The following is a 21,513-nucleotide window of genomic DNA, read 5'->3' as shown; positions in this document are numbered from 1 at the left end:
CTTATCCCCAGCTTTTTCGTCTCATAACGAGGCAGGGCCTCAGTCGACCGGCACCAGCTTGATGTTCAGCTCCTTGAGCTGCTTGGGCATGACCTCCGACGGCGCATTCATCATCAGGTCTTCCGCCTTCTGGTTCATCGGGAAGAGGATGACTTCACGGATGTTCGGCTCGTCGGCGAGCAACATGACGATGCGGTCGATGCCCGGCGCCGACCCGCCGTGCGGCGGCGCGCCAAACTTGAAGGCATTGATCATGCCGGCGAAGTTCGTGTCGACCTCTTCCTTCGTGTAGCCGGCGATCTCGAACGCCTTGTACATGATGTCCGGGCGGTGGTTCCGGATCGCGCCCGAGCTCAACTCCACGCCGTTGCAAACGATGTCATACTGCCAGGCCAGGATGTCGAGCGGGTCCTTGGTCTCCAGAGCTTCCATGCCGCCCTGCGGCATGGAGAACGGGTTGTGGCTGAAGTCGATCTTTTCCTGGTCCTCGTTGTATTCGAACATCGGGAAATCGACGATCCAGCAGAAGCGGAAAGTACCTTCTTCGATAAGACCAAGCTGCTCGGCCACGCGCGTGCGGGCGAGACCGGCGAGCTTAGCCGACTCGTCTTCCTTTCCCGCGGCGAAGAAGATTCCGTCATCGGGACCAAGGCCCATCGTTTCGGCAAGGCGGTCCATGCCCTCGGAGCCATGATTCTTGGCGATCGGCCCGCCCCATTCGCCGCCCTTTCGGGTTGCGTAACCGAGACCCGCGAAGCCCTCGCCGCGCGCCCACTCGTTCATGTCGTCGAAGAACTTGCGGCTCCTTTCCGCGGTGCCCGGCGCAGGAATGGCGCGCACAACCGCGCCCTTCTCCACGAGGCCCGCGAACAAGCCGAATCCCGACCCCTTGAACTGCTCTCCAACATCGGAGATCAGTAGCGGGTTGCGCAAGTCTGGCTTGTCGCTTCCGTACTTTAGCAGCGCTTCCTTATACGGAATGCGAGGATATTCACCCGCTGGCGTGATCGAGCGGCCATCCGCGAATTCCTCAAAAACGCCGGACAGGACGGGCTCGATGGCGTTGAACACGTCGTCCTGGGTGACAAAGCTCATCTCGAAGTCGAGCTGGTAGAACTCGCCCGGACTACGATCTGCGCGCGCGTCTTCGTCGCGAAAGCAGGGCGCAATCTGGAAATAACGATCGAAGCCGGCAACCATGATCAGCTGCTTGAACATCTGCGGCGCTTGCGGAAGCGCATAGAACTTGCCCGGGTGGACGCGGCTCGGAACCAGATAGTCGCGCGCACCTTCAGGCGAGCTCGCGGTCAAGATCGGCGTCTGGAATTCGGTGAAGCCCTGGTCGATCATGCGGCGGCGGATCGAGGCGATCACGGCCGAACGCAGGATGATATTTGCGTGTACCTGTTCGCGGCGCAGGTCGAGGTAGCGGTACTTGAGGCGAATTTCCTCGGGATATTCCTGTTCGCCAAACACCGGCATCGGCAATTCGGCCGCGGCCGACTGCACAGTGACTTCGGCCGCCTTCACCTCAATCTCGCCGGTAGCGAGATTGGCATTCACCGTCTCTGCCGAACGCGCGACGACCTTGCCCTCGACAGTGACGACAGATTCTACGCGAATGCGGTCAAGTATCTGAAAGGAAGCGGAACTTGTATCGACGACGATCTGCGTGATTCCATAGTGGTCGCGAAGGTCGACGAATAGGAGATGGCCGTGGTCACGCTTGCGGTGAACCCATCCTGAAAGACGTACAGTTTCGCCAACGTCGCCCTGGCGAAGCTGGGCGCAGGTGTGGGTGCGATAGGCGTGCATGATGAAGTCGGCTCGCTAGCTCGAAATTTGTGTGGAAAAGCGCGCGCTGCGCTTCAATGGAGCGAAGCTTTTTGTCAACCCGCGAGGGCGCGTCTAAAGCCCTCCGAGACTCATGCATATACATCCTCTGATTACCAAGACCGACGACCTTAAAGCCCTCGTCGAGCGCCTTTCCAGCCATCCATTCATCGCCGTGGACACGGAGTTCATGCGCGAGAATACCTATTGGCCGGACCTCTGCCTGATCCAGGTGGCAAGCAGCGACGAGGCTGCGGCGATCGACCCGAAGGCAGACGGTCTCGACCTGAAGCCCCTGCTCGACCTGTTCGTGAAGGATCGGGACGTGCTCAAGGTCTTCCACGCCGGTGGGCAGGACCTGGAAATCATCCATAACCTGACGGACAAGGTCCCCTACCCTTTGTTCGATACGCAGATCGCGGCCATGGCGCTCGGGCATGGTGAGCAGATCGGCTATTCCAACCTGATCGAGAGCCTCCTGGGTCACAGTCTCGACAAGGGCGCGCGCTTCACGGACTGGAGCCGACGCCCTCTCGACAAGCGACAGATTGATTATGCCATCGCAGACGTGACGCACCTCGCCACCGTCTTCCCGCGCATGGTCGAGAAACTGAAGAAGACCGGCCGCGGTGCGTGGCTGGATGAGGAAATGGAGCGTCTCGCCGATCCTTCAAGCTTCGCCTTCCCTCCTGAGGACGCATGGAAGCGCCTTAAGCTGCCGAGCCGTAACCCGGCGGTGCTTGGACGCCTCAAGGCGGTGGCCGCTTGGCGCGAGACAGAAGCAAGGTCCAAGAATCTCCCGCGCGGCCGGATCCTGAAGGACGATACGCTCACCGAAATCGTTCTACATCCGCCCAAGACGCAGGACGACCTCGGCCGAATTCGGGGCCTTTCGGCAGGATGGCGCACCAATGACATTGGCGGGCGCCTGATCGCGGCGATCGAAGCATCCAAGCCGCTGGACCAGAGCGAACTTCCTGACCGCGAACCAAAGCGCCCTGGCCTGACCAAGGACGCCGCCCTTGTCAGTGACCTTCTTAAGCTGCTGCTCAAGATCCGCGCGAAGGATAGCGGGGTCGCAGCAAGGCTGATCGCGCGCTCGGACGACCTCGAGGCGCTAGCTGCCGGCGTCCGCAAGAACCTCAACATCCTGAAAGGCTGGCGTTACGACGAGTTCGGCAAGGACGCGCTCGATCTTGTCGAGGGACGCATGGCGTTCGCGATCGAGAACGGTAAGCTCAAGATGAGCCGGGTGCTGCAGGAGGAATCGGTCGATGCGTAATTCGGCATTGCTGTTTGTGCCGCTTCTCGCCTCATGTGCGGCATCACCCGTCGAAACGCCCGTCCACGGCGTGACGCAAGGCCACAAATGCGATGCGACGGGTACCGACCGATTCGTGGGTCAGCAGGGCACGAGCGAGACGGGCGCCGCGATCATGGCCGCAACGCGTTCAGCGGTTCTGCGCTGGGCGCCTCCCGGCTACATGCTGACGATGGATTTTCGAAAGGATCGCGTGACGGTCCGCCTCGGGCCCGATCGTAAAGTGACGGCCATCAACTGCGGCTAGGCCGCTTCACCGATCAGTCGTGCTTCCATTAGCGCTCGGCGGATCGTCGGCAGCGAGAGCCGCGCCCGTTCGGCAATGGCAAAGCGGTCGACTGCTTCGACGGCTCGCTCCACCGTCCAATAGTCGCGGTGGAGCCGGTCGGACATGAAGCGCAGCGCGTCCGCCGGGATATGCAAGCCGCGGTCGGCGAATAGCAGCTGGATCAAGGCGCTAAACAAGGCATCGTCTGGAAGCTGAATGCCAATGACCGGCGTCACTGCGAGACGCGTCTTCAGGTCGGGAAGCTTGGGCGTCCAAGCGGGAGGTGCCTGATCGGCGACCATCACCAAAGGACGGCCGGTTTCCTGAGCCTGGTTCCAGGCGTGGAAGAGTTCTTCTTCGTCGCGATGTTCAGCATCGTCGAACAATCGTCCCCCGACGCGTTCTACGAAGCTGCGCGCAAGCAGTGAGCGGCCCGACCGGCGTGGTCCGGTCAGGATCGTCGCTTTGACTGGCCAGATACTCCACTTTCGAAAGTGGTCGAACGCCTCTCGATTGGCGTCGGAGACAATGAAGCGGGCGTCCCCCTCGGTCTGCGGCCAGTCGAGCGGGAGCGCGATCTGGTCGGGACCCTGCTTCATTCTTGCTTGTCCGGCTTTCCGCTTGCCGTCGGCGTCTTCACCGGCGGTTGCTGTGCTTGGGGCTTCGTCGCCGGCGGAGCGGCCGCCGACGGTTGCGCCGGCGGTGGCGGTGGCAATGCCGGCGGTTTGCTCGATGAGGACTTCATTCGAAGTACCGTGCCGGCAGTTTCCACGACCCAGCCTCGCGCCGACAATGCCGCCGCCAGCTGACTGATGTCACCATGGTAGGAAACGAGAATGTAGCTCGTGCCCGACTGATTGATCTGCTGCGGCGTGGCGGAATCAATCCCGGCAAGCGTGCGCAGATGGGCCATCGCAAAGTTGTAGACGCTGACGTCGCCGCCGGTGACCTGCACCTGGAAGGAATTATTCGTGGTCGCCGGCTTGGCGACTTCCTTCTCCTCCGGCGGCAGTTCGATCACTGGCTGCGGCGGGAGGTTAAGCGAAGGATCGCGCGCTAGGGCGCCTGCGGCAAGCGCTTGCGCAAACAGCTGGTCCATCCGCTGCACGCCCTGCGCCATCATGGCCGGAATCTGATCGCTGTTTTGTGCCGTAAGCGTAAATCCGCCGACGATCTGGTTGTCCGGTCCATGCCTTGCAATGAAGCGCGCCCGCGCCGGACCACCCGGGTAGAGCCTCTGCAGCTGGACTTCAGCGACCAGGATGTCGGCGGCGCCGTAAAGATCAATGACATTGCGCCACCAACCCCGTCCCGGACGCAGCGTCAAAGCCGCGTTAATCAGCATCGGGTCCGTGCTCGTCCCGCTGACACGGACATAGTCGATCGGGCTTTGCGATGTACGGAATTGCGCCCAAGCGCGCTGCCAGCTGTTGCGAAGCTCGACACTCGTCGCCGAGCCGGCTGTGATCGTGATCGGAATCAGCAGCATCGGAACCGACCGCTGCACCTGCCCGCCCTCGACGCCGAGAAACTCAGCCGCCTTCGCGCGATCGAACTGGACGCCCAGGTCCGCGATGTAGCGGTTCGGGCCGATCTGCTCGTTTTCGACATTAATCGAGCTCACGATCTGGTCGAGCGTTCCGTCCGGCATATTTGGCGCTTGCGCGATCGGAAGGTTATGCATTTTCGCCCACAAGGCACGGAAGCCCTGACGCTGGGCCATGCGCCAGCCGGCATAGCGCGCCGATTGCGCGTCGGTGCCGCCGACATCGACATGGATGCCGGTGATCTCGAGCGTCCCAGAGCTGTCGATCGGTGCGATGCCGCGGTCGGCACTCTCCAGCTGCGCATAGACGACCGCAGAAGCGCCGATGACGACGAGCAGGACCAGGATGGGGGCGGCGAGGCGACGGCGAAGCATTCGCGGCGTCTTTTGGCGATAACGGCGTGGAAATCCAAGCGGCTTGTCTCTAGGGCCCATCCACGATGAGCCTGAAGCCGCTGACTTATGCCGATGCCGGGGTCTCGATCGAGACCGGAAACGCCCTTGTGAAAGCGATCGGCCCCCTTGCCCGCTCCACCGCGCGGCCCGGCGCCGATGCGGAGCTTGGCGGTTTCGGCGGCTTTTTCGATCTCAAGGCGGCAGGCTACAGCGATCCCCTGCTTGTAGCGGCCAACGACGGTGTCGGCACCAAGCTCAAGCTGGCGATCGAGACCGGACGGCACGAAGGCGTCGGCATCGACCTTGTGGCGATGTGCGCCAACGATCTCATCGTACAGGGAGCAGAGCCCCTCTTCTTCCTCGACTATTACGCCACCGGAAAACTAGACAACGAAGTCGCGTCGGCAGTTGTCACCTCCATCGCCGAAGGATGCCGCCAAGCCGGCTGCGCGCTCATCGGCGGCGAAACGGCCGAGATGCCGGGCATGTACGCTGCCGGGGACTACGACCTTGCCGGCTTTTGTGTCGGTGCGGTGGAACGCGATCGCGTCCTCACGGGCAAAGACATCGCGCCCGGCGATATCATCCTCGGGCTGGCCAGTTCTGGGGTCCACAGCAACGGGTTCTCTTTGGTGCGGAAGATAATTGAGCACCAACAGTGGGATCTTGAGCAACCTTTCCCAAGTCTGGGCAAATCGCTCGGAGCGGCCTTGCTCGAGCCGACTAAAATCTATGCTCGACAACTGCTGCCATTGATCCAAGCGGGAAAAATCAAGGGTCTTGCTCACATCACCGGCGGCGGACTTCTTGAAAATATTCCAAGGGTTCTGCCTGTAAATTGCCACGCGATCATAGACGTGGATGGATGGGATCTGCCGGCGATTTTCGGTCTGTTGCAGCAAGGTGGGAGCATCGCCCCGGCGGAAATGGCGCGAACTTTTAACTGTGGGATCGGCATGACCGTCATCGTCTCCCGAGGGGCCGTGGATGATGTCGCGAGACAATTGGAAGGGGTCGTAGAGAACGACGTCTTTGAAATTGGTCGTATCGACGAAGGCCAGCGTGGCTGCACCGTCAAAGGCAATGCCGGGATCTGGAGCGCAGCAGAGGACTGGTCCGCAACTCACAATGCGTGATCCAAGGCGCGTCGCGATCCTGATTTCCGGAAGAGGCAGCAACATGCGGGCCTTGCTTGAGCAGGCCAGCGGTTATGAGGTTGTGCTTGTCGCATCGAACAAGCCGGAAGCGGCGGGTCTCGCCTGGGCTGCTCAGCATGACACGCCCACGTGGGCGCGGGATAGCAAGGGTTTCGACAAGGAAGAGTTCGACCGTCTGATGAGCAAGGCGCTCGATGAAGCGAAAGCTGGCACCATCGCACTCGCCGGCTTCATGCGGATCCTCTCGCCGTGGTTCGTCAATGAGTGGGCAGGCCGAATCCTCAACATCCACCCTTCCCTGCTCCCCAAGTATCGTGGTCTCGACACTCACACGCGTGCTCTCGACGCCGGTGATCAAGTCAGCGGGTGCTCGGTTCACGTCGTGACCGAGGAACTCGACGCCGGCGAGGTGCTCGGACAAGCCGAAGTGCCGATCAAGCCCGACGACACGCCGGAGAGCCTCGAGCAGCGGGTTCTCGCCGCGGAGCATCGGCTATATCCAAAGGTTCTCAGCGAATTCGTGAACAGATGACCAGCCCTCTCGACCGCATCCGCGCCACCGCCCTGGAGCTTCCCGAAACGGAAGAGCGCCCGTCGCACGGCCAGCCGACCTTCTTCGTTGCCGGCAAGCAGTTCGCGCAGTTCCGCGACAATCATCACGGTGACGGCAAGACTGTCGTCTGCGTCCGTGTCGGCAGCGTGGACGAGCAGGCGCTCCTGCTGGAGGCCGCGCCCGGAACCTATTCGAAGCCTGCCTATCTGCCGACATGGCTCTCCATAAATGTCGCGGGCGATGCCGCGGACTGGGACATGATAGCCGACCGCATCGCCCAGAGTTGGGAGTTTGCGGCGCCCCGTCGCTTGTTGGAGGCAGGCGGGCGATGAGTGATTCGGAGACGCGCCGCCGCTGGATTTCATTCGGCGAGCTGATCGCGCTAGCTGCGTTGATCGTCTCGGCAGTGGGCGTTTGGCTCAATTGGAAGGGCAATGGCGATCAGCCGACGCGCGTCGTCGAGCAGCGCCAGACGATTCCGCTCACACTGCGCGGCGTTGTCCAGCGCAACGGCCAGGAAATCGTGATTGCGCCCGTCGAGGCCAGCCATGGCCTTCAGTCGCTGACCGTCACCATCAAGGGTTCGCCGCCGATCGAGGTCGGCAGCGACGGCCGCCTGCAGGCGAGCGACGTCCAGTCGGCGCTCAAAAATCGCGAAAAGGAGAGCAAGGACGCGACGCACAGCGTGCCCGTCCGCATCGACGCGCATTACGTCGAAATGGGCAAGGACCGCCGGGGCGGCGGCAATTACACGCTGCGCTACCGCTGGGAAGGCGGCGGCCTGTTCAGCGGCCGCTCGCTCCAGTTGGTCGGGCTAAGTCGTTAGCCGACGATTTCTTCCGGCTCGAAAAAGTAATCGATCTCGATCTTCGCGTTCTCATCGCTGTCCGAGCCGTGGACCGAGTTGGCCTCGATCGATTCCGCATAGGTCTTGCGGATCGTGCCCTCATCGGCCTGCTCCGGGTTTGTCGCGCCCATAACTTCGCGATTGCGAAGGACGGCGTTTTCACCCTCGAGGACCTGAACGACGACCGGACCCGAGGTCATGAATGTGCACAGGTCGTTGAAGAATGGACGCTCCTTGTGGACGGAGTAAAAGCCCTCGGCCTGCTCACGGCTCATTTTGATGCGCTTGGAAGCCACGACGCGAAGGCCGGCGTCCTCCAGCATCTTGGTGACGGCGCCCGTCAGATTACGGCGAGTGGCGTCGGGCTTGATGATCGAAAAAGTGCGCGTCGCGGCCATGACCGGGCGATCTCCTGTAGTTGATTGGATTTGGATTGGTGCGGCGCCTAGCCGCGAGGAGGGCGCGCGGCAACCCTCAAGCCTGCTGACTCCAGCGGCCCTCATTCTGCGCCCAGTAGCGGCGTTCGACCCCTTCCCGGCCAGCGAGGAGCTTCCAGGCTAGACGAGCGCCCTCCAGCGTAGGAGCATCGAAGAGGAAGAAGCTGCGGTCATAGGATAGCGCAGCATCACGCCAGACTCCGTCTGCGATGAGCATGTTGCGGGCCTGGTTCGGCGCATCCTCGCTGGTCGAAAGCAGGATCGGCTGCCTTGCGTCGTCCGTCCCGCCGGCAATGCCATGGGGCAAGAAGCTGGCTGGCCCCTGGTCCCAGAGCATGCGGTCGAGGCGCGAGAGCAGCGCCTCATCTTCGGCGACGACGAGCAGCCTCTGACCCTGCGCGAGCAGCTTACCGGCAAGGCTGGCGATTACCTGCTCCGCCGGCGTTCCTCCAAGCTGATAGAAATCGACCTGCACGGGGCCCCCAGATCAGGCCTCCAGGACGTCTGCGACGAACTCGTCAAGCAATCGCACGCCGTATCCCGTTGCGCCCTTGTCGTAGGTCGCGCTCGGCTTGTCCGACCAAGCCTTGCCCGCCATGTCGATATGCGCCCAGCGGACGCCGTTATCGATGAAGCGCTGGAGAAATTGGGCGGCGGTGATCGAACCACCCTCGCGCGGGCCGACGTTCTTGATGTCGGCGATCGGCGAATCGATCAGCCGATCGAAGCTTTCGCCGAGCGGCATCCGCCATAAGCGATCGCCGCTCTCCTCGCCCGAATGCTGAAGCTGCGCCGCAAGATCGTCGTTGTTGGAAAAGAGCCCGGCATATTCGTGACCGAGGCTAATGAGGATCGCGCCGGTCAGCGTCGCGAGATCGATGATCGTCTCCGGCTTGTAGTTGCGCTGCACGTAGGTCAGCGCGTCAGCGAGTACGAGGCGGCCTTCGGCATCAGTGTTTATGACTTCGACCGTCTGGCCAGACATGGTGGTGACCACGTCGCCTGGACGCTGCGCCGTGCCCGAAGGCATATTCTCGACGAGGCCGCAGATGCCGACGATATTCGCCTTGGCCTTGCGAAGGCCGATCGCCTTCATCGCGCCGACCACCGCACCAGCGCCGCCCATGTCCCACTTCATGGCTTCCATGCCGGCCGCCGGCTTGATCGAGATGCCGCCGGTGTCGAACGTCACGCCCTTGCCGACGAAAGCAGCCGGCTGCCCTTGTCCGCCCCCATTCCAGCGCAGGATCAACATCCGCGCCTCGCGATCCGAACCCTGCGCGACGCCGAGAAGCGCGCCCATGCCGAGCTTTTCCATGGCGGCGCGATCGAGCACTTCGATCTCGACACCGCTCCCATCGAGGGACGCGCGGACGCGCTCGACGAAGGTTTCCGGGTAGATGATGTTCGCGGGCTCCGTGACCAGCTCACGCGTCAGGGACACGCCCTCGTACACGGGCGCCCAGCGCTCTTCGTAGCGTTTTCCGGCATCGGCGTGAGCGCCAACGACGATGACTTCTTCCAGCGTCGGTTTCTGCTTCTCTTTCAGCGTGGTGCGGTAGTTGTCGTAGCGCCAGGCCCGCAGCGCAGCGCCAAGACCGACGCGTGCAGCGGCGTCCGCGTCATAGCCAAGGCCCGTCACATCGATCACCGCGCGCTTCTCACCCGAAGTCAGAAGCCGCGAGACCGCCGTCCCGCCCAGCTTTTCGGCTGCATCACTCGCCGTGGTACCGGCGCCGGTGCCGACCACCACGACGCGGCGGATCGACCCTGCCTCGTCCACGAATTGCTCAACGGCGGCCGCTGCCTCTCCCTCGAACCGCTGACGGTCCAAGGCACCGATCACCACCTGCTGGGCAGCACCGAGCGAGTTCAGGGTCGACCGATCCTTTCCGCCCACCGGAAGGACGAGCGTATATTCTCCCGCGGGACGGCGGTCGGCGAAACCAATCTTCATTCTCGGACAATCCTTGGAAAAAGGCGGAACGTTGTATCTTGCCTTTAAGATGCAAGCTGCGCCTTGGCAAAGCGGCGCGAGAGCGATTGTCGCCGCGCTCTTCCAGTGCGATAGGCGTGACCAGGTTTGGTTTCTTCGAATGGCGGGACGGGCAGCGTTGCGGACTAGATTTGCCTGGTGGTCAGCGCTGCCAATGATCATGACAGCGCCCGCCGCGAACGCCACACAGGTTCTTGTGCCAGCCGCCGCGCCCCCTGCCTCGGTCGCTGTCGCCACAGCGCCCGATGCGCCAGCCGACCAGATCGTCGAGTTCAGCGCCGACGAGGTTACTTACGAAAACAACACCGACACGGTGACCGCCTCGGGCGCGGTCCGGATGGAGCGGGACGGCAATTATCTCGCCGCCGATGAGGTCGTCTGGACACGCAAGGACGGGCAAGTCCGCGCCAAGGGCAATGTCGTCCTCCTTACGCCCCTGGGCGACAAGCTGGTCGGCGACAATGTCCAGCTCACCGACACGCTGCGCGACGGAACGGTCGAAAACCTGCTGGTGGTGCTCGAAAGCGGCGGTCGGATCGCGGCACGGCGCGGCACCCGCAAGGGCGACATCACTACGCTCGAAAACGCGATTTACTCGCCATGCCCCGTCACGACCGATACCGGCTGTCCCAAGCGGCCGAGCTGGTCGATCACGGCGGCGCAGGTCATCAGCGACCCGAAGCATGAGCGTGTGTATTTCCGCGGCGGCCGTTTTCAGCTGTTCGGGATCACCCTTCCGCTATTGCCGATCTTCAACATCTCGACCGGCAACGATGGCGCGACGGGATGGCTGGTCCCGGACATTAGCGTCTCGACCCGCAAGGGGTTCGAAGTCGCGGTTCCTTACCATTGGCAAATCGCGCCCAATCGCGACCTGACGCTAACCCCGCATCTCTACACCGGCGTGCTGCCCGCCATTGAAGCCAAGTACCGAGAACTGAACAGCCTGGGAGCGTTCCAGGTCGGCGGCTTCCTGACCTACGGCAAGATCGACAACATCAACGAGGATTCGACCTCCAACCACCACAGCATTCGCGCCTATTTCGAAGCCAACGGGAAGCTGCAGCTCGATCCGGTTTGGAGCATCACAAGCTCACTCCGCGTCGCGACCGACAAGACCGTCACTCGCCGCTACGACATCAGCAACGACGATCGGCTGCGCAATTTCGTGAACGCGGAACGGATCGACGCCGATTCCTACATTTCGATCGCCGGCTGGGCCTTCGAAGGGCTTCGTCAGGAAGATGTCCAGAAAAGGATACCGATCGCCCTTCCGGCAATCGATGCGCGCTTTCGAATGAGGGACTTCGTCGGCGGAACCCTGCAACTTCAGGCGAACAGCCTGTCGATCCTGCGCATCGAGGGGCAGGACACCCAGCGTGCGTTCGCCAGCGCGGAATGGGACCTTCGTCGGCTGACGCCCTGGGGTCAGCAGCTCACGCTCACCGCTTACGCCCGGGGGGACGTCTATCACACCAACGACTCAGCGGACACGCCAGTCATTATCTATCGCGGCACGGATGGCTGGCATTCGCGGGCGATCGGCGCACTCGCAGCCGACATTCAATGGCCCTTCGTCGGGCCCGCGTTCGGGGGGGTTCAGCGGATTACGCCGCGCGTGCAGCTGGTGGTCACGCCGCCCACCAACAATCTCGACATCCCGAACGAGGATGCACGATCGGTGGATCTAGAAGACAGTAACCTCTTCGCGCTGAACCGCTTTGCCGGCTACGACCGCTGGGAGGACGCGTCGCGCGTCACCTACGGTCTAGACTGGTCGCTCGACCGCCCAAACCTTTCGATCAGCAGCACGATCGGGCAGAGCTATCGCCTCACGGATCGCACCGGCATCTTCCCGGAGGGAACGGGGCTAACCGATCGCCTGTCTGACATCGTCGGGCGGACCCGCGTGCGCTTGGGCCGGCTCATCGACATCACGCACCGCTACCGCGTCGACAAGGACAATTTTGCCGTACGACGGAACGAGGTCGACCTGACGGTGGGAACTTCACAGACCTACGCGCAAGTCGGCTACCTCCGGCTCAATCGCAACATTGACCCCACGATTGAGGATTTGCGCGACACGGAAGAATTGCGGCTCGCCGCGCGCGTGCTGATCAGGCGGTACTGGTCAATCTTCGGCGCTACCGTCATCGACCTAACCGACAAGAGCGAAGACCCTCTCTCGGTGGCCGACGGCTATCAGCCAGTCCGGCAGCGTCTCGGCATTCAGTACGAGGACGATTGCCTGCAGATTGGATTCACATGGCGCCGCGATTATGAGCAAATCGGTGCCTTCCGCAAAGGCAGTACTTTCAGCCTTCACTTGGCTTTGAAGGGACTCAACCGCTAAGGCTGCGTTCAGCGGGCCACGCTCATTGGGCGGGCGTGCTAATGGGCTGGGGAATAAGGAAAACGACGAACGTGGCAGCAGTGTTTCGCTTGAATTCGACGCGCGTGTGGCTGTTGGCCGCGGGGGCTGCAGTCGCGGCGTCGTCCGCGATTGCCCAGCAGACCGACAAGGCAGGCCAACCTACTCGGTCCGACACGACGCAGGCACTTCGCCTGCCGCAAAATCCGCAAGTATTCGGCAATGCGATGCCCTCGGTCGTAAAGGCGACCGCAATCGTCAATGGCGACGTGATCACCCAGACCGACGTCGAGCAGCGCCTCGCGCTTCTCGCGATTGCGAACGGCGGCAAGATTCCGGAGGGCGAGGCAGATGCGCTTCGCCAGCAGGTCCTCCGCAATCTCATCGACGAGACGCTTCAGATCCAGGCCGCCAAGGCCGAGAAGATCGACGTGAAGAGCTCGGACATCGACAACACGGTCAAGCGCGTTGCAGGCAATGTGAAGCAGAGCCCGGAGCAGCTTGAGGCATTCCTGAAATCGAATGGCTCTTCGATCCGATCGCTTCGCCGTCAGATCGAGGGTGAGATCGCGTGGCAGCGCCTCCAGCGGCAAAAGATCGAAAGCGGTGTCAGCGTTGGCGACGACGAAGTGAAGGCCGTCCTCGGGAAGCTGACCGCGTCCAAGGGCGCAGAAGAATATCGCGTCGGCGAGATTTTCTTGTCGGCCACCCCCGATACGCAGGCTCAGACACTGGCAAACGCCAACAAGATCCTTGAGCAGCTTCGCAATGGCGCCTCGTTCGCCGGCTATGCGCGCCAGTATTCGGAAGCCTCGACGGCAGCGGTTGGCGGCGACCTCGGCTGGGTTCGTCCCGAGCAGCTGCCGGCCCCGCTGGCAACTGCGTTACGCTCAATGGGCCCAGGTACGGTCAGCAATCCGATCCCGGTCCAGGGTGGCGTTTCGATCCTTGCGGTGCAGGACACGCGCAAGATCCTGACCCGCGACCCTCGCGATGCGGTGCTTAGCCTGAAGCAGGTATCGATCAACTTCCCCAAAGGCACGTCGCGCCAGGTGGCGGAGCCCATCGTTGCTCGCTTCTCCGAAGCGTCCCGTACCGTTGGCGGCTGCGGTGGTGCGGACAAGCTAGCGACCGAGTTCCATGGTGAAATCGTGCAACAGGACGGCGTGAAAATGCGCGACCTCCCGCCAGCACTTCAGCAAATGATGATGGCGATGCAGGTCGGCCAGGCTACGCAGCCGTTCGGTTCGCTTGAAGAAGGTGTCAGGACACTGGTCATCTGCGGGCGTGACGAGGTCGATCCGACGGCGCCCAGCTATGACGAGATCTACAGTCAGCTCAACGAAGAGCGCATCAACAGCCGTGCACGCCGTTATCTGCGCGATCTTCGCCGCGACGCCGTCATCGAATTCCGATGATCGGATTCTGCCGCTAAGTGCAGCAGGTGCCTAGCACCCTCGACAATCCGATTGCGATCTCGCTTGGCGACCCCGCAGGCATTGGCCCGGAAGTCATCGCCAAGTGCTGGGACCATCGCGCCGACTTCAACCTGCCGCCGTTTGTCGCGATCGGTGACGGGCGAGCGCTCGCCGCCGTTTGGGACGGTCCGATCGAGGTCGTGGACGATCCCAGCGAAGCCGATGCGGCGTTCGACTATGCTCTGCCCCTCCTCCAACTCTCAGCGGCGGAGAGCGACATTCCCGGTCATCCAAGCGTGGCAGGCGCTCACTGTTCGCTTGACAGCCTGGAGCTTGCCGTCGGGCTCGCGCGCTCAGGATCGGCATCTGCGGTGGTCACCGGGCCGGTCGCCAAGGAGCAGCTCTACGCCATCGGTTTCCAGCACCCCGGCCAAACCGAGTTCGTCGCCGAGCGATGCGGCATTTCACCATCAAATGTCGTGATGATGCTTGCGGGCCCGACGCTGCGGACAGTGCCGGTCACAACCCATCTGCCTCTTCGCGATGTGCCGGACGCGTTGAGCGTGCAGCTGATCGAGTCGCGTGGACGCGCGGCCTTGCGCGGACTCCAGCGCAATTTCGGGATCGCCAATCCACGGCTCGCCGTTTCCGGTCTTAACCCCCACGCCGGCGAAGGCGGAAGCTTGGGGCGAGCGGAAATCGAGATCATCGAGCCTGCCATTGCCGCGCTCACTGCCGAAGGTTGGCACGTAACCGGTCCGCATCCCGCAGATACGATGTTTCACGACCGCGCTCGCGCCAAGTATGACGTCGCACTCTGCATGTACCACGATCAAGCCCTGATCCCGATCAAGGCGCTTCATTTCGAAGAAGCGGTGAACGTGACGCTCGGCCTGCCCATCGTTCGCACCGCGCCGGACCACGGGACCGCATTCGATATCGCCGGTCAGGATCGCGCCGACCCGCGGCCGATGGCCGCGGCGATCCGCATGGCTGCCCAATGTGCGATGATCCGAACTGAGGCGCCTTGAACGCGCCGGAACCACTTCGCGAGGTCATTGCCCGCCACGGCCTCGGCGCCAGCAAGGCCCTCGGGCAGAATTTCATCCTCGATCGGCAGCTTCTCGCGCGCATCGCGGCGATCCCCGGCTCGCTGGAAGGCCAGACCGTCTATGAAGTCGGGCCCGGCCCGGGAGGCCTGACCCGCGCGCTCCTCGACGCCGGAGCTTCCGTCACCGCCGTCGAGCGAGATCGTCGCTGCATCCCTGCGCTTGCGGAACTTCAGGCCGAGTTCGGCGACCGCCTTCGCCTAATTGAGGGCGACGCGCTTGAGATCGACGAGCCAGCGGTCGCGGGCGACGGTGCACACGTCGTCGCCAACCTTCCTTACAATGTCGGCACCGCGTTGCTGATGAACTGGCTGAGCGGCGCGTGGCCGCCGTGGTGGCGCTCCCTCACCCTGATGTTCCAGAAGGAAGTTGCCGAACGCCTGGTCGCCCTGCCCGGTAGCAGCGCCTACGGCCGCCTGTCTGTCGCAGCGCAATGGCGCTCGAAGGCGCGCATCGCGATGAACGTGAATCGCTCGGCCTTCGTGCCGCCGCCAAAAGTGACCTCTGCCGTCGTGCACATCGTGCCCGCCAAAGCGCCAGCCGGCGTCGATCCAAGCATCATGGAAAGCCTTACTCAGTCCGCTTTCGGCCAGCGCCGGAAGATGCTGCGGTCAAGCCTGAAATCCATGCCGGGAGCAGCCGAAGCAGCTGAGCAGCTTGGGATCGACCTTCAACGCCGCGCCGAAACGCTTAGCGTTCAGGAGTATATCGAACTCGCGCGAGCGCTCAGTTAGTTCGACTTTGGCGTCGCCGGCGCCTTGGCCGACGCGACGGTCGGGCCGCGCGTGATCGCCGCCGACAACTGCGCCATCTGCGGGCACGGCTTGGCGCCGCAAATCGTCTGCAGCTTCTGCAGGTTGGCCTGAGCGCGAGCAGTGGCGCCCATCTCGACCATCGCTTCGCCCTGGACCGCAATCGCGTCAGGATCGTTCGGCTCGAGCAGCAGCGCCTTGTTCGTCATCCGAATGGCCTTGCCATACAGATGCTGTTTCTCGGCAACGCGCGCGAGATCGACGAATGCGCCCCGATTGCGAGGATCGACGGCGAGCGCGGTTTCGAGCGCGTCCTCGGCCTGCTCCAGCTTGCCGGCAGACATCAGCCCCTTCGCCTGGCGCTGAAGCTCAACCGACTTCGGCTGGATTTGATCGTCTGCGCGCTGGCCCGTCACCGGTGCGGCGGCGAACGCGACGCCTGCAAGACCGGCAAGAACGAGATGTGGCAAAAAGCGCATCAATTCCTCCACTTCGACCCGTCGCCTAGCACGGACGCCCGAGCCGCGCGACGAAAAAGCCGTCGGTGCCGTCATGACCGGGCGTCAATAATGTGCCCGTGCCATCGCGGCGTCCACCAGCAATGGGGACATCCTCACTAATCCACGATGAATGACGCACCAGGAAGCGATCAATCTGTCCTGCCCCTTCACGGGACAGAAGGGAGCAGACGGCATATACGAGCCGTCCGCCGGGCCGTACTAGCTCGGCAGCGATGTCGAGCAGGCCCTCTTGCAGGGCGACGACTCGGTCGAGCCGATCGGGCGTGATCCTCCAGCGCCCTTCGGGATTGCGGCGCGACGTGCCGCTTCCGGAACAAGGCGCATCGACCAGGACGAGGTCGGTCTGATTGCGCCACTCGGCGAGTTCATCGAGCTCCTTCGGGGGGTTGAGCAAACGGGTTTCGATCGTCGCGCCGGCACGCTCGGCCCTTGGAGGCAACTTTGACAGGCGCATTCGATTGCTGTCGGCAGCAAGGATCCGCGCTCCCGGCGCAGCGGCCGCCAGCGCGAGTGATTTGCCGCCTGCCCCAGCGCACAGGTCAAGGATGGTTTCACCGGAGCGCGCGCCGCAAGCCAGCGCGATCAGTTGGCTCCCCTCATCCTGAACCTCGACCAGGCCCCCGGCGAACGCAGGGTGGTCGTCGACCCGGCTGTCAGCCGCCAGCCGAATTCCCCATGGGCTCAGGGGCGTCGCTGTGCCTTCGGGGAAGCCTTCCAAAATAGCGTCTCTCGACGTCCGTGCGACATTGACCCGCAGGTCCAATGGAGCGCGCTCGAGGAGCGCAGGAAATTCTGTCTCCCTAACCAACGGCGATAGCTCCGCGATCACCCAGCTCGGCAGAAGCGATGAGGATGAGGCTGCCTCACCGGGCGTTCTAGGCTCCGGCCCGCGTGGCTCGCCGAACATTGCAGCAAGTGCCTCATCGCCCTCGGCGAGTCCGATAATCGCGGCGCGACCGCTGTCCGGCCGTTCGCCGGTTCTCCGTATGGCCCGAAAGACGAGTTCCCGAACCGCGCGGCGATCCTTCGATCCGGCATAGCGCCGAGTCTTAAAGTAGCGGGTGACGATGGCGTCGGCCGGCGGGCCATCGTCTCGAGCGGAAGCGATAACCGCGTCGAGGATCTCGCTCGCGGCTTGCAGCCGGGCGGCGGGAGTCATGGTCTAGCGCGTCGGATAGTTCGGCGCCTCGCGCGTGATGGTGACGTCGTGCACGTGGCTTTCCGACAGGCCGGCATTGGTGATGCGGACGAAGCGTGCTCGGGTCTGGAGGTCGCGGATTGTCTCCGAGCCCGTGTAACCCATCGCCGCCTTCACGCCCCCAACCAGCTGGTGAATGATTTCGCGCACGGGCCCCTTGTACGGCACTTGCCCCTCGATGCCTTCCGGCACCAGTTTGAGATGGTCGCGGATATCCTGCTGGAAGTAGCGATCCGCCGAACCACGTGCCATCGCACCCACCGAGCCCATGCCGCGGTACGATTTGTACGACCGTCCCTGGTAAAGGAACGTTTCGCCCGGCGCCTCTTCGGTGCCGGCCAAGAGCGAGCCGACCATCACACTCGACGCGCCGGCGGCGAGCGCCTTGGCAATGTCGCCGCTGGTGCGAATGCCGCCGTCGGCGATCACCGGAACGCCGTTCGCCGCCCGCGCTGACTCCATGATGGCAGTCAATTGGGGAACGCCGACGCCGGCCACGATCCGCGTAGTGCAGATCGAGCCCGGGCCAATGCCAACCTTGATTGCATCGGCACCAGCATCAACCAGCGCCTTCGCCGCGTCGTAGGTCGCTACATTGCCAGCGACCACCTGCGCCGAGTTGGAGAGCATCTTCACGCGCTCCACTGCCTTCGCTACCTCAATATTGTGGCCATGCGCGGTGTCGATGACGATGCAATCACAGCCCGCCTCGATCAACGCTTCCGACCTCGCAAAGCCTGCATCACCCACCGTGGTCGCGGCGGCGACACGGAGCCGTCCTTCCACATCCTTGGTCGCGTGCGGCGTCGCGACGGCCTTCTCGATATCCTTGACCGTGATCAGGCCCACCAGATGGTCCTGCTCATCTACCACAAGAAGCTTCTCGATGCGTCGATCATGGAGGATCCGACGGGCAACTTCCTGACTCGTGCCGAGGCCGACAGTCGCGAGATTGTCCTTGGTCATCAATTCGCTGACCGGTTGACGCGGGTTCTCGGCGAAGCGGACGTCGCGGTTGGTGAGAATGCCGCAAAGCTTGCCCTTCTTGTCGACGATGGGCACGCCGCTGATGCGATTAAGCTTCATCAGCTCCAGCGCTTCGGCGAGGGTCTGGTCAGGTGTCATGGTGGTTGGGTTGACGACCATGCCGCTTTCGAAGCGCTTCACTTGGCGGACCGCAGCAGCTTGCTCCTCCGGGGTCATGTTGCGGTGAAGAACGCCGATGCCGCCGAGCTGCGCCATGGCGATCGCCATGTCGGCCTCGGTCACTGTATCCATCGCGGACGAAAGGATCGGGATGTTTAGCGGGATCTCGCGGGATACGCGGGTCTGAGTTTGCGCCTGGCTGGGCAGGACGGAGGATTCGAGCGGTTGCAAGAGGACATCGTCGAACGTCAGTCCGAGCGGGATGTCATTGGCGTCGTTGAGTTGGGCCATATCGGCCCATGGCAGGCCAGACCTGATTCGCCAAGAGGCTAGCCACCCGCGCGCTCCAGCACCCGCTCGGCATCCTGAACATGCATGCGCTCGATCATCTCATTGCCGAAGCGCTCCGCGCCGCCCTTAAACGCGTCGACAAGCGCGCGCGCGCGTTCGATCTCGGCGGCGCTCGGCGCGAAGGCGCGGTGACAAGGCTCGATCTGATTCGGATGGATCAGGCTCTTGCCGTCGAAACCAAGATCGCGCCCTTCCTTGGCCTCCCGCATGAAGCCCTCGGGATCATCGAGGCGGTTGAACACACCGTCGAACGCCGCAATGCCGGCGGCACGGGCTGCCAGGACAATCATCTGCAGAGAAGCTGAGATGGGTGCGCGCGTTGCGTCCAGAGGCAGGCGCAGATCCGAACGAAGGTCGTTGGTCCCGGCGATCAGACCGACGCTAGCGCCGGCAATCTGCGCCGCCGCCAGAACGCCAGCGGCCGTCTCGATCATTGCAAGCGCCGGCTTAGCCACAGCTTCCGCGACGCCGTGCACCAGATGCGCCGAGATCGCTCGCGGGATGACGACCAGATCGCACTTGGCGCGCGCGACCGCATCGAGATCCAATGAGTGCCATTCGGTACCGATAGCGTTTATCCGAATCGCCACAGGCATCCGCCAACCGGACGCTACCGCGGCGACTGCGGCATCGCGCGCATTCCGTTTGTCGGCCGGCTTCACCGCATCTTCGAGGTCGAGCACCACGAGATCCGCGCTGGCGTCACGCGCCTTCGCAATTGCCCGCTCGTTCGACGCCGGCAGGAACAGGATCGACCGCACGGCGAACAGGTCGATGCCCTTGTCGCTTTTCTCTTCCGCTGCCGCCATCACCGTCGCATCATGCCTCGAATAGGGTACACCGGGGAAGAAGAATGCTGACGATTTTCATGACCGCGCTGGCAGTTCTGGCGCTTTTGTTCGTGATGATGGGCGTGAAGATCGTCCGTCAGGGCTATCGCTACACCATCGAGCATTTCGGCCGCTTCGTCCGCGTTGCCGAGCCGGGCTTCAACTACGTGACGCCATTCTTTTATCGCGTCGGCCACCGCATCAACATGATGGAGCAAGTGCTCGACATCCCGGGCCAGGAAATCATCACCAAGGACAATGCGATGGTCGCCGTCGACGGCGTCGTGTTCTTCCAGGTGCTCGACGCCGCCAAGGCTGCCTATGAGGTCAGCGATCTCTACCTCGCGATCATGGCGCTTTCGACCACTAACCTGCGCACCGTGATGGGTTCGATGGACCTCGACGAGACCTTGTCGAAGCGCGACGAGATCAACACTCGCCTCCTCGCCGTCGTCGATAACGCCACAGAGAATTGGGGCGTGAAAATCACCCGGGTCGAGCTTCGCGACATTCGTCCGCCGCAGGACATCGTCAACGCAATGACACGTCAGATGAAGGCGGAGCGCGAGAAGCGCGCCGTCATCCTCGAAGCCGAAGGTTCGCGCCAATCCGCAATCCTTCGGGCCGAGGGCGAGAAGCAGTCGGCGATCCTTTCCGCCGAAGGTTCTCGCGAGGCCGCCTTTCGCGAAGCCGAAGCGCGCGAACGGGCAGCGCAGGCCGAAGCGAGCGCGACCAAGGCGGTCAGCGACGCGATCGAATCCGGCAGTTCGCAGGCAATCAACTATTTCATCGCGCAGAAATATGTCGAAGCCGTCGCCGAGTTCGCCCGCTCGCCGAACGCAAAGACGATCCTGTTCCCAGTCGAAGCAACGCAACTGATCGGGACGCTGGGCGGCATTGGGGAGCTGGCGAAAGTCGCGTTCGGCAATGACTCTGCGCCCAAGCCTTCGTCGAAGAACAAGACCGCCCCGACGGTGCCCAGCAGCAATCCGTGACCGGCATGAATATCGAACCCGGCTGGGCCTGGCTGATCGGCGGCGTAATATTGCTGATCGCCGAGGTTATCGCACCAGGCTTCTTCCTGGTGTTCATCGGTGCCGCGGCGATGGCCGCCGGCCTGTTCACGTTGCTCTTCGGCCTCGGCACGGTTCCACAACTGGCACTTTTCGCGCTGTATGCCTTGCTTGCCGTGCTGATCGGCCGCCGCTTCTACGCGAACCGGCATCATGACAGCGACGATCCGCTCTTGAACGACCGGGCGGGGCGGCTTGTCGGAAAGGTGGTGACCGTCGTCAGCGACGTCGACGACCATGGCGGCCGCGTCCGTGTCGGGGACAGCGAATGGAGCGCTCGTGGCGGCCCTGCCACCGCAGGCGATCGGGTTCGCATCACCGGCGTTGACGGCAATTGCCTCAAGGTGGAAGCCGAACGTCCGCTTCCGCCCGCCTGACCGGAGTTCTCGA

The 21,513-nt window shown here is 63.0% G+C and carries 22 protein-coding genes; 12 read left to right on the top strand and 10 right to left on the bottom strand.

Features of this window, described 5'->3' with window-relative positions; genetic code table 11:
• Positions 1–39: 39 nt before the first annotated feature.
• A complete protein-coding gene (aspS, locus tag ABD704_RS01435; protein WP_344697914.1) occupies positions 40–1,815 on the bottom strand; it encodes an aspartate--tRNA ligase in 1,776 nt (591 codons plus the stop codon).
• A 112-nt stretch (positions 1,816–1,927) separates the two neighbouring features.
• Between aspS and rnd the strand changes: the two genes are divergently transcribed.
• Both rnd and ABD704_RS01425 read left to right on the top strand, forming a co-directional pair.
• Complete coding sequence (gene rnd, locus ABD704_RS01430; RefSeq protein WP_344697913.1) at positions 1,928–3,115, top strand: ribonuclease D; 1,188 nt, start codon at positions 1,928–1,930, stop codon at positions 3,113–3,115.
• Positions 3,108–3,401 carry an I78 family peptidase inhibitor gene (locus ABD704_RS01425; RefSeq protein WP_344697912.1) on the top strand — a complete coding sequence of 98 codons (294 nt, stop codon included), beginning with the start codon at positions 3,108–3,110 and terminating at the stop codon, positions 3,399–3,401. The genes rnd and ABD704_RS01425 overlap by 8 nt, the downstream gene beginning before the upstream one ends.
• On the opposite strand, the gene ABD704_RS01420 is transcribed toward ABD704_RS01425, so the two are convergent.
• Complete coding sequence (locus tag ABD704_RS01420) at positions 3,398–4,021, bottom strand: HdaA/DnaA family protein (RefSeq protein WP_344697911.1); 624 nt, start codon at positions 4,019–4,021, stop codon at positions 3,398–3,400. The genes ABD704_RS01425 and ABD704_RS01420 overlap by 4 nt on opposite strands.
• The gene (locus ABD704_RS01415; protein WP_344697910.1) at positions 4,018–5,343 is read right to left on the bottom strand and encodes a heavy-metal-associated domain-containing protein; all 1,326 of its coding nucleotides are present in this window, start codon (positions 5,341–5,343) and stop codon (positions 4,018–4,020) included. The genes ABD704_RS01420 and ABD704_RS01415 overlap by 4 nt, the downstream gene beginning before the upstream one ends.
• Before the next feature lie 65 nt (positions 5,344–5,408).
• Here ABD704_RS01415 and purM point away from each other — a divergent pair, with 65 nt between their 5' ends.
• The 4 genes from purM to ABD704_RS01395 are packed head-to-tail and all read left to right on the top strand — an operon-like array spanning position 5,409 to position 7,900.
• Positions 5,409–6,500, top strand: a complete 1,092-nt coding sequence (gene purM / locus ABD704_RS01410) for a phosphoribosylformylglycinamidine cyclo-ligase (protein ID WP_344697909.1) — start codon at positions 5,409–5,411, stop codon at positions 6,498–6,500.
• Complete coding sequence (gene purN, locus ABD704_RS01405) at positions 6,493–7,053, top strand: phosphoribosylglycinamide formyltransferase (RefSeq protein ID WP_344697908.1); 561 nt, start codon at positions 6,493–6,495, stop codon at positions 7,051–7,053. The genes purM and purN overlap by 8 nt, the downstream gene beginning before the upstream one ends.
• Complete coding sequence (locus tag ABD704_RS01400; RefSeq protein ID WP_344697907.1) at positions 7,050–7,406, top strand: MmcQ/YjbR family DNA-binding protein; 357 nt, start codon at positions 7,050–7,052, stop codon at positions 7,404–7,406. The genes purN and ABD704_RS01400 overlap by 4 nt, the downstream gene beginning before the upstream one ends.
• On the top strand, positions 7,403–7,900 hold the full coding sequence (locus ABD704_RS01395; protein WP_344697906.1) for a hypothetical protein: 498 nt from the start codon (positions 7,403–7,405) through the stop codon (positions 7,898–7,900). Before ABD704_RS01400 ends, ABD704_RS01395 begins: the two co-directional genes overlap by 4 nt.
• Here ABD704_RS01395 and ndk read toward each other — a convergent pair.
• From ndk to ABD704_RS01380, 3 genes are all read right to left on the bottom strand, one after another.
• Positions 7,897–8,319, bottom strand: a complete 423-nt coding sequence (gene ndk / locus ABD704_RS01390; RefSeq protein ID WP_344697905.1) for a nucleoside-diphosphate kinase — start codon at positions 8,317–8,319, stop codon at positions 7,897–7,899. The genes ABD704_RS01395 and ndk overlap by 4 nt on opposite strands.
• Positions 8,320–8,395: 76 nt before the next feature.
• A complete protein-coding gene (locus ABD704_RS01385) occupies positions 8,396–8,833 on the bottom strand; it encodes a DNA polymerase III subunit chi (protein WP_344697903.1) in 438 nt (145 codons plus the stop codon).
• Positions 8,834–8,845: 12 nt separating this feature from the next.
• Positions 8,846–10,315, bottom strand: coding sequence for a leucyl aminopeptidase (locus tag ABD704_RS01380; protein WP_344697902.1), 1,470 nt, complete (start codon positions 10,313–10,315; stop codon positions 8,846–8,848).
• Between the two features lie 193 nt (positions 10,316–10,508).
• Here ABD704_RS01380 and ABD704_RS01375 point away from each other — a divergent pair, with 193 nt between their 5' ends.
• From ABD704_RS01375 to rsmA, 4 genes are read left to right on the top strand one after another with little or no spacing between them, the layout of a single operon-like run.
• A complete protein-coding gene (locus tag ABD704_RS01375; RefSeq protein ID WP_344697901.1) occupies positions 10,509–12,707 on the top strand; it encodes an LPS-assembly protein LptD in 2,199 nt (732 codons plus the stop codon).
• A 41-nt stretch (positions 12,708–12,748) separates the two neighbouring features.
• Positions 12,749–14,143 carry a peptidylprolyl isomerase gene (locus tag ABD704_RS01370; protein ID WP_425565365.1) on the top strand — a complete coding sequence of 465 codons (1,395 nt, stop codon included), beginning with the start codon at positions 12,749–12,751 and terminating at the stop codon, positions 14,141–14,143.
• 26 nt (positions 14,144–14,169) lie between these two features.
• Positions 14,170–15,174, top strand: a complete 1,005-nt coding sequence (gene pdxA, locus ABD704_RS01365) for a 4-hydroxythreonine-4-phosphate dehydrogenase PdxA (protein ID WP_344697899.1) — start codon at positions 14,170–14,172, stop codon at positions 15,172–15,174.
• Positions 15,171–15,986, top strand: a complete 816-nt coding sequence (gene rsmA, locus ABD704_RS01360) for a 16S rRNA (adenine(1518)-N(6)/adenine(1519)-N(6))-dimethyltransferase RsmA (RefSeq protein ID WP_344697898.1) — start codon at positions 15,171–15,173, stop codon at positions 15,984–15,986. Before pdxA ends, rsmA begins: the two co-directional genes overlap by 4 nt.
• Here rsmA and ABD704_RS01355 read toward each other — a convergent pair.
• Genes ABD704_RS01355 through ABD704_RS01340 form a run of 4 tightly spaced genes read right to left on the bottom strand, consistent with a single transcriptional unit; the run spans position 15,983 to position 20,029 of the window.
• Complete coding sequence (locus ABD704_RS01355; RefSeq protein WP_344697897.1) at positions 15,983–16,483, bottom strand: tetratricopeptide repeat protein; 501 nt, start codon at positions 16,481–16,483, stop codon at positions 15,983–15,985. The genes rsmA and ABD704_RS01355 overlap by 4 nt on opposite strands.
• Before the next feature lie 25 nt (positions 16,484–16,508).
• Positions 16,509–17,684 carry an RsmB/NOP family class I SAM-dependent RNA methyltransferase gene (locus tag ABD704_RS01350; protein ID WP_344697896.1) on the bottom strand — a complete coding sequence of 392 codons (1,176 nt, stop codon included), beginning with the start codon at positions 17,682–17,684 and terminating at the stop codon, positions 16,509–16,511.
• Between the two features lie 3 nt (positions 17,685–17,687).
• Complete coding sequence (guaB, locus tag ABD704_RS01345) at positions 17,688–19,160, bottom strand: IMP dehydrogenase (RefSeq protein ID WP_344697895.1); 1,473 nt, start codon at positions 19,158–19,160, stop codon at positions 17,688–17,690.
• Positions 19,161–19,198: 38 nt separating this feature from the next.
• Entirely contained in the window at positions 19,199–20,029 is an 831-nt protein-coding gene (locus ABD704_RS01340; protein WP_344697894.1) for an HpcH/HpaI aldolase/citrate lyase family protein, read from the bottom strand.
• 44 nt (positions 20,030–20,073) lie between these two features.
• Here ABD704_RS01340 and ABD704_RS01335 point away from each other — a divergent pair, with 44 nt between their 5' ends.
• Entirely contained in the window at positions 20,074–21,045 is a 972-nt protein-coding gene (locus ABD704_RS01335) for an SPFH domain-containing protein (protein WP_344697893.1), read from the top strand.
• A 5-nt stretch (positions 21,046–21,050) separates the two neighbouring features.
• Positions 21,051–21,500, top strand: coding sequence for an NfeD family protein (locus ABD704_RS01330; protein ID WP_344700451.1), 450 nt, complete (start codon positions 21,051–21,053; stop codon positions 21,498–21,500).
• Positions 21,501–21,513 lie beyond the last annotated feature (13 nt).

Source organism: Sphingomonas limnosediminicola (assembly GCF_039537965.1).
GTDB lineage: Bacteria > Pseudomonadota > Alphaproteobacteria > Sphingomonadales > Sphingomonadaceae > Sphingomicrobium > Sphingomicrobium limnosediminicola.
The sequence above is the reverse complement of the archived record's forward strand: the minus strand, read 5'-3'. Positions and strand labels throughout refer to the sequence as shown.

Bases quoted from the DNA above. Each gene is read 5' to 3' on its own strand.
- ABD704_RS01425 (WP_344697912.1), top strand. From the start codon at position 3,108: ATGCGTAATTCGGCATTGCTGTTTGTGCCGCTTCTCGCCTCATGTGCG.
- guaB (WP_344697895.1), bottom strand. From the start codon at position 19,160: ATGGCCCAACTCAACGACGCCAATGACATCCCGCTCGGACTGACGTTC.
- purN (WP_344697908.1), top strand. From the start codon at position 6,493: ATGCGTGATCCAAGGCGCGTCGCGATCCTGATTTCCGGAAGAGGCAGC.
- ABD704_RS01350 (WP_344697896.1), bottom strand. From the start codon at position 17,684: ATGACTCCCGCCGCCCGGCTGCAAGCCGCGAGCGAGATCCTCGACGCG.
- rnd (WP_344697913.1), top strand. From the start codon at position 1,928: ATGCATATACATCCTCTGATTACCAAGACCGACGACCTTAAAGCCCTC.
- ABD704_RS01355 (WP_344697897.1), bottom strand. From the start codon at position 16,483: ATGCGCTTTTTGCCACATCTCGTTCTTGCCGGTCTTGCAGGCGTCGCG.
- ABD704_RS01395 (WP_344697906.1), top strand. From the start codon at position 7,403: ATGAGTGATTCGGAGACGCGCCGCCGCTGGATTTCATTCGGCGAGCTG.
- ABD704_RS01335 (WP_344697893.1), top strand. From the start codon at position 20,074: ATGCTGACGATTTTCATGACCGCGCTGGCAGTTCTGGCGCTTTTGTTC.
- ABD704_RS01370 (WP_425565365.1), top strand. From the start codon at position 12,749: ATGGGCTGGGGAATAAGGAAAACGACGAACGTGGCAGCAGTGTTTCGC.
- ABD704_RS01330 (WP_344700451.1), top strand. From the start codon at position 21,051: ATGAATATCGAACCCGGCTGGGCCTGGCTGATCGGCGGCGTAATATTG.
- aspS (WP_344697914.1), bottom strand. From the start codon at position 1,815: ATGCACGCCTATCGCACCCACACCTGCGCCCAGCTTCGCCAGGGCGAC.
- ndk (WP_344697905.1), bottom strand. From the start codon at position 8,319: ATGGCCGCGACGCGCACTTTTTCGATCATCAAGCCCGACGCCACTCGC.
- purM (WP_344697909.1), top strand. From the start codon at position 5,409: ATGAGCCTGAAGCCGCTGACTTATGCCGATGCCGGGGTCTCGATCGAG.
- ABD704_RS01380 (WP_344697902.1), bottom strand. From the start codon at position 10,315: ATGAAGATTGGTTTCGCCGACCGCCGTCCCGCGGGAGAATATACGCTC.
- ABD704_RS01420 (WP_344697911.1), bottom strand. From the start codon at position 4,021: ATGAAGCAGGGTCCCGACCAGATCGCGCTCCCGCTCGACTGGCCGCAG.
- ABD704_RS01340 (WP_344697894.1), bottom strand. From the start codon at position 20,029: ATGGCGGCAGCGGAAGAGAAAAGCGACAAGGGCATCGACCTGTTCGCC.
- ABD704_RS01415 (WP_344697910.1), bottom strand. From the start codon at position 5,343: ATGCTTCGCCGTCGCCTCGCCGCCCCCATCCTGGTCCTGCTCGTCGTC.
- ABD704_RS01375 (WP_344697901.1), top strand. From the start codon at position 10,509: ATGATCATGACAGCGCCCGCCGCGAACGCCACACAGGTTCTTGTGCCA.
- ABD704_RS01400 (WP_344697907.1), top strand. From the start codon at position 7,050: ATGACCAGCCCTCTCGACCGCATCCGCGCCACCGCCCTGGAGCTTCCC.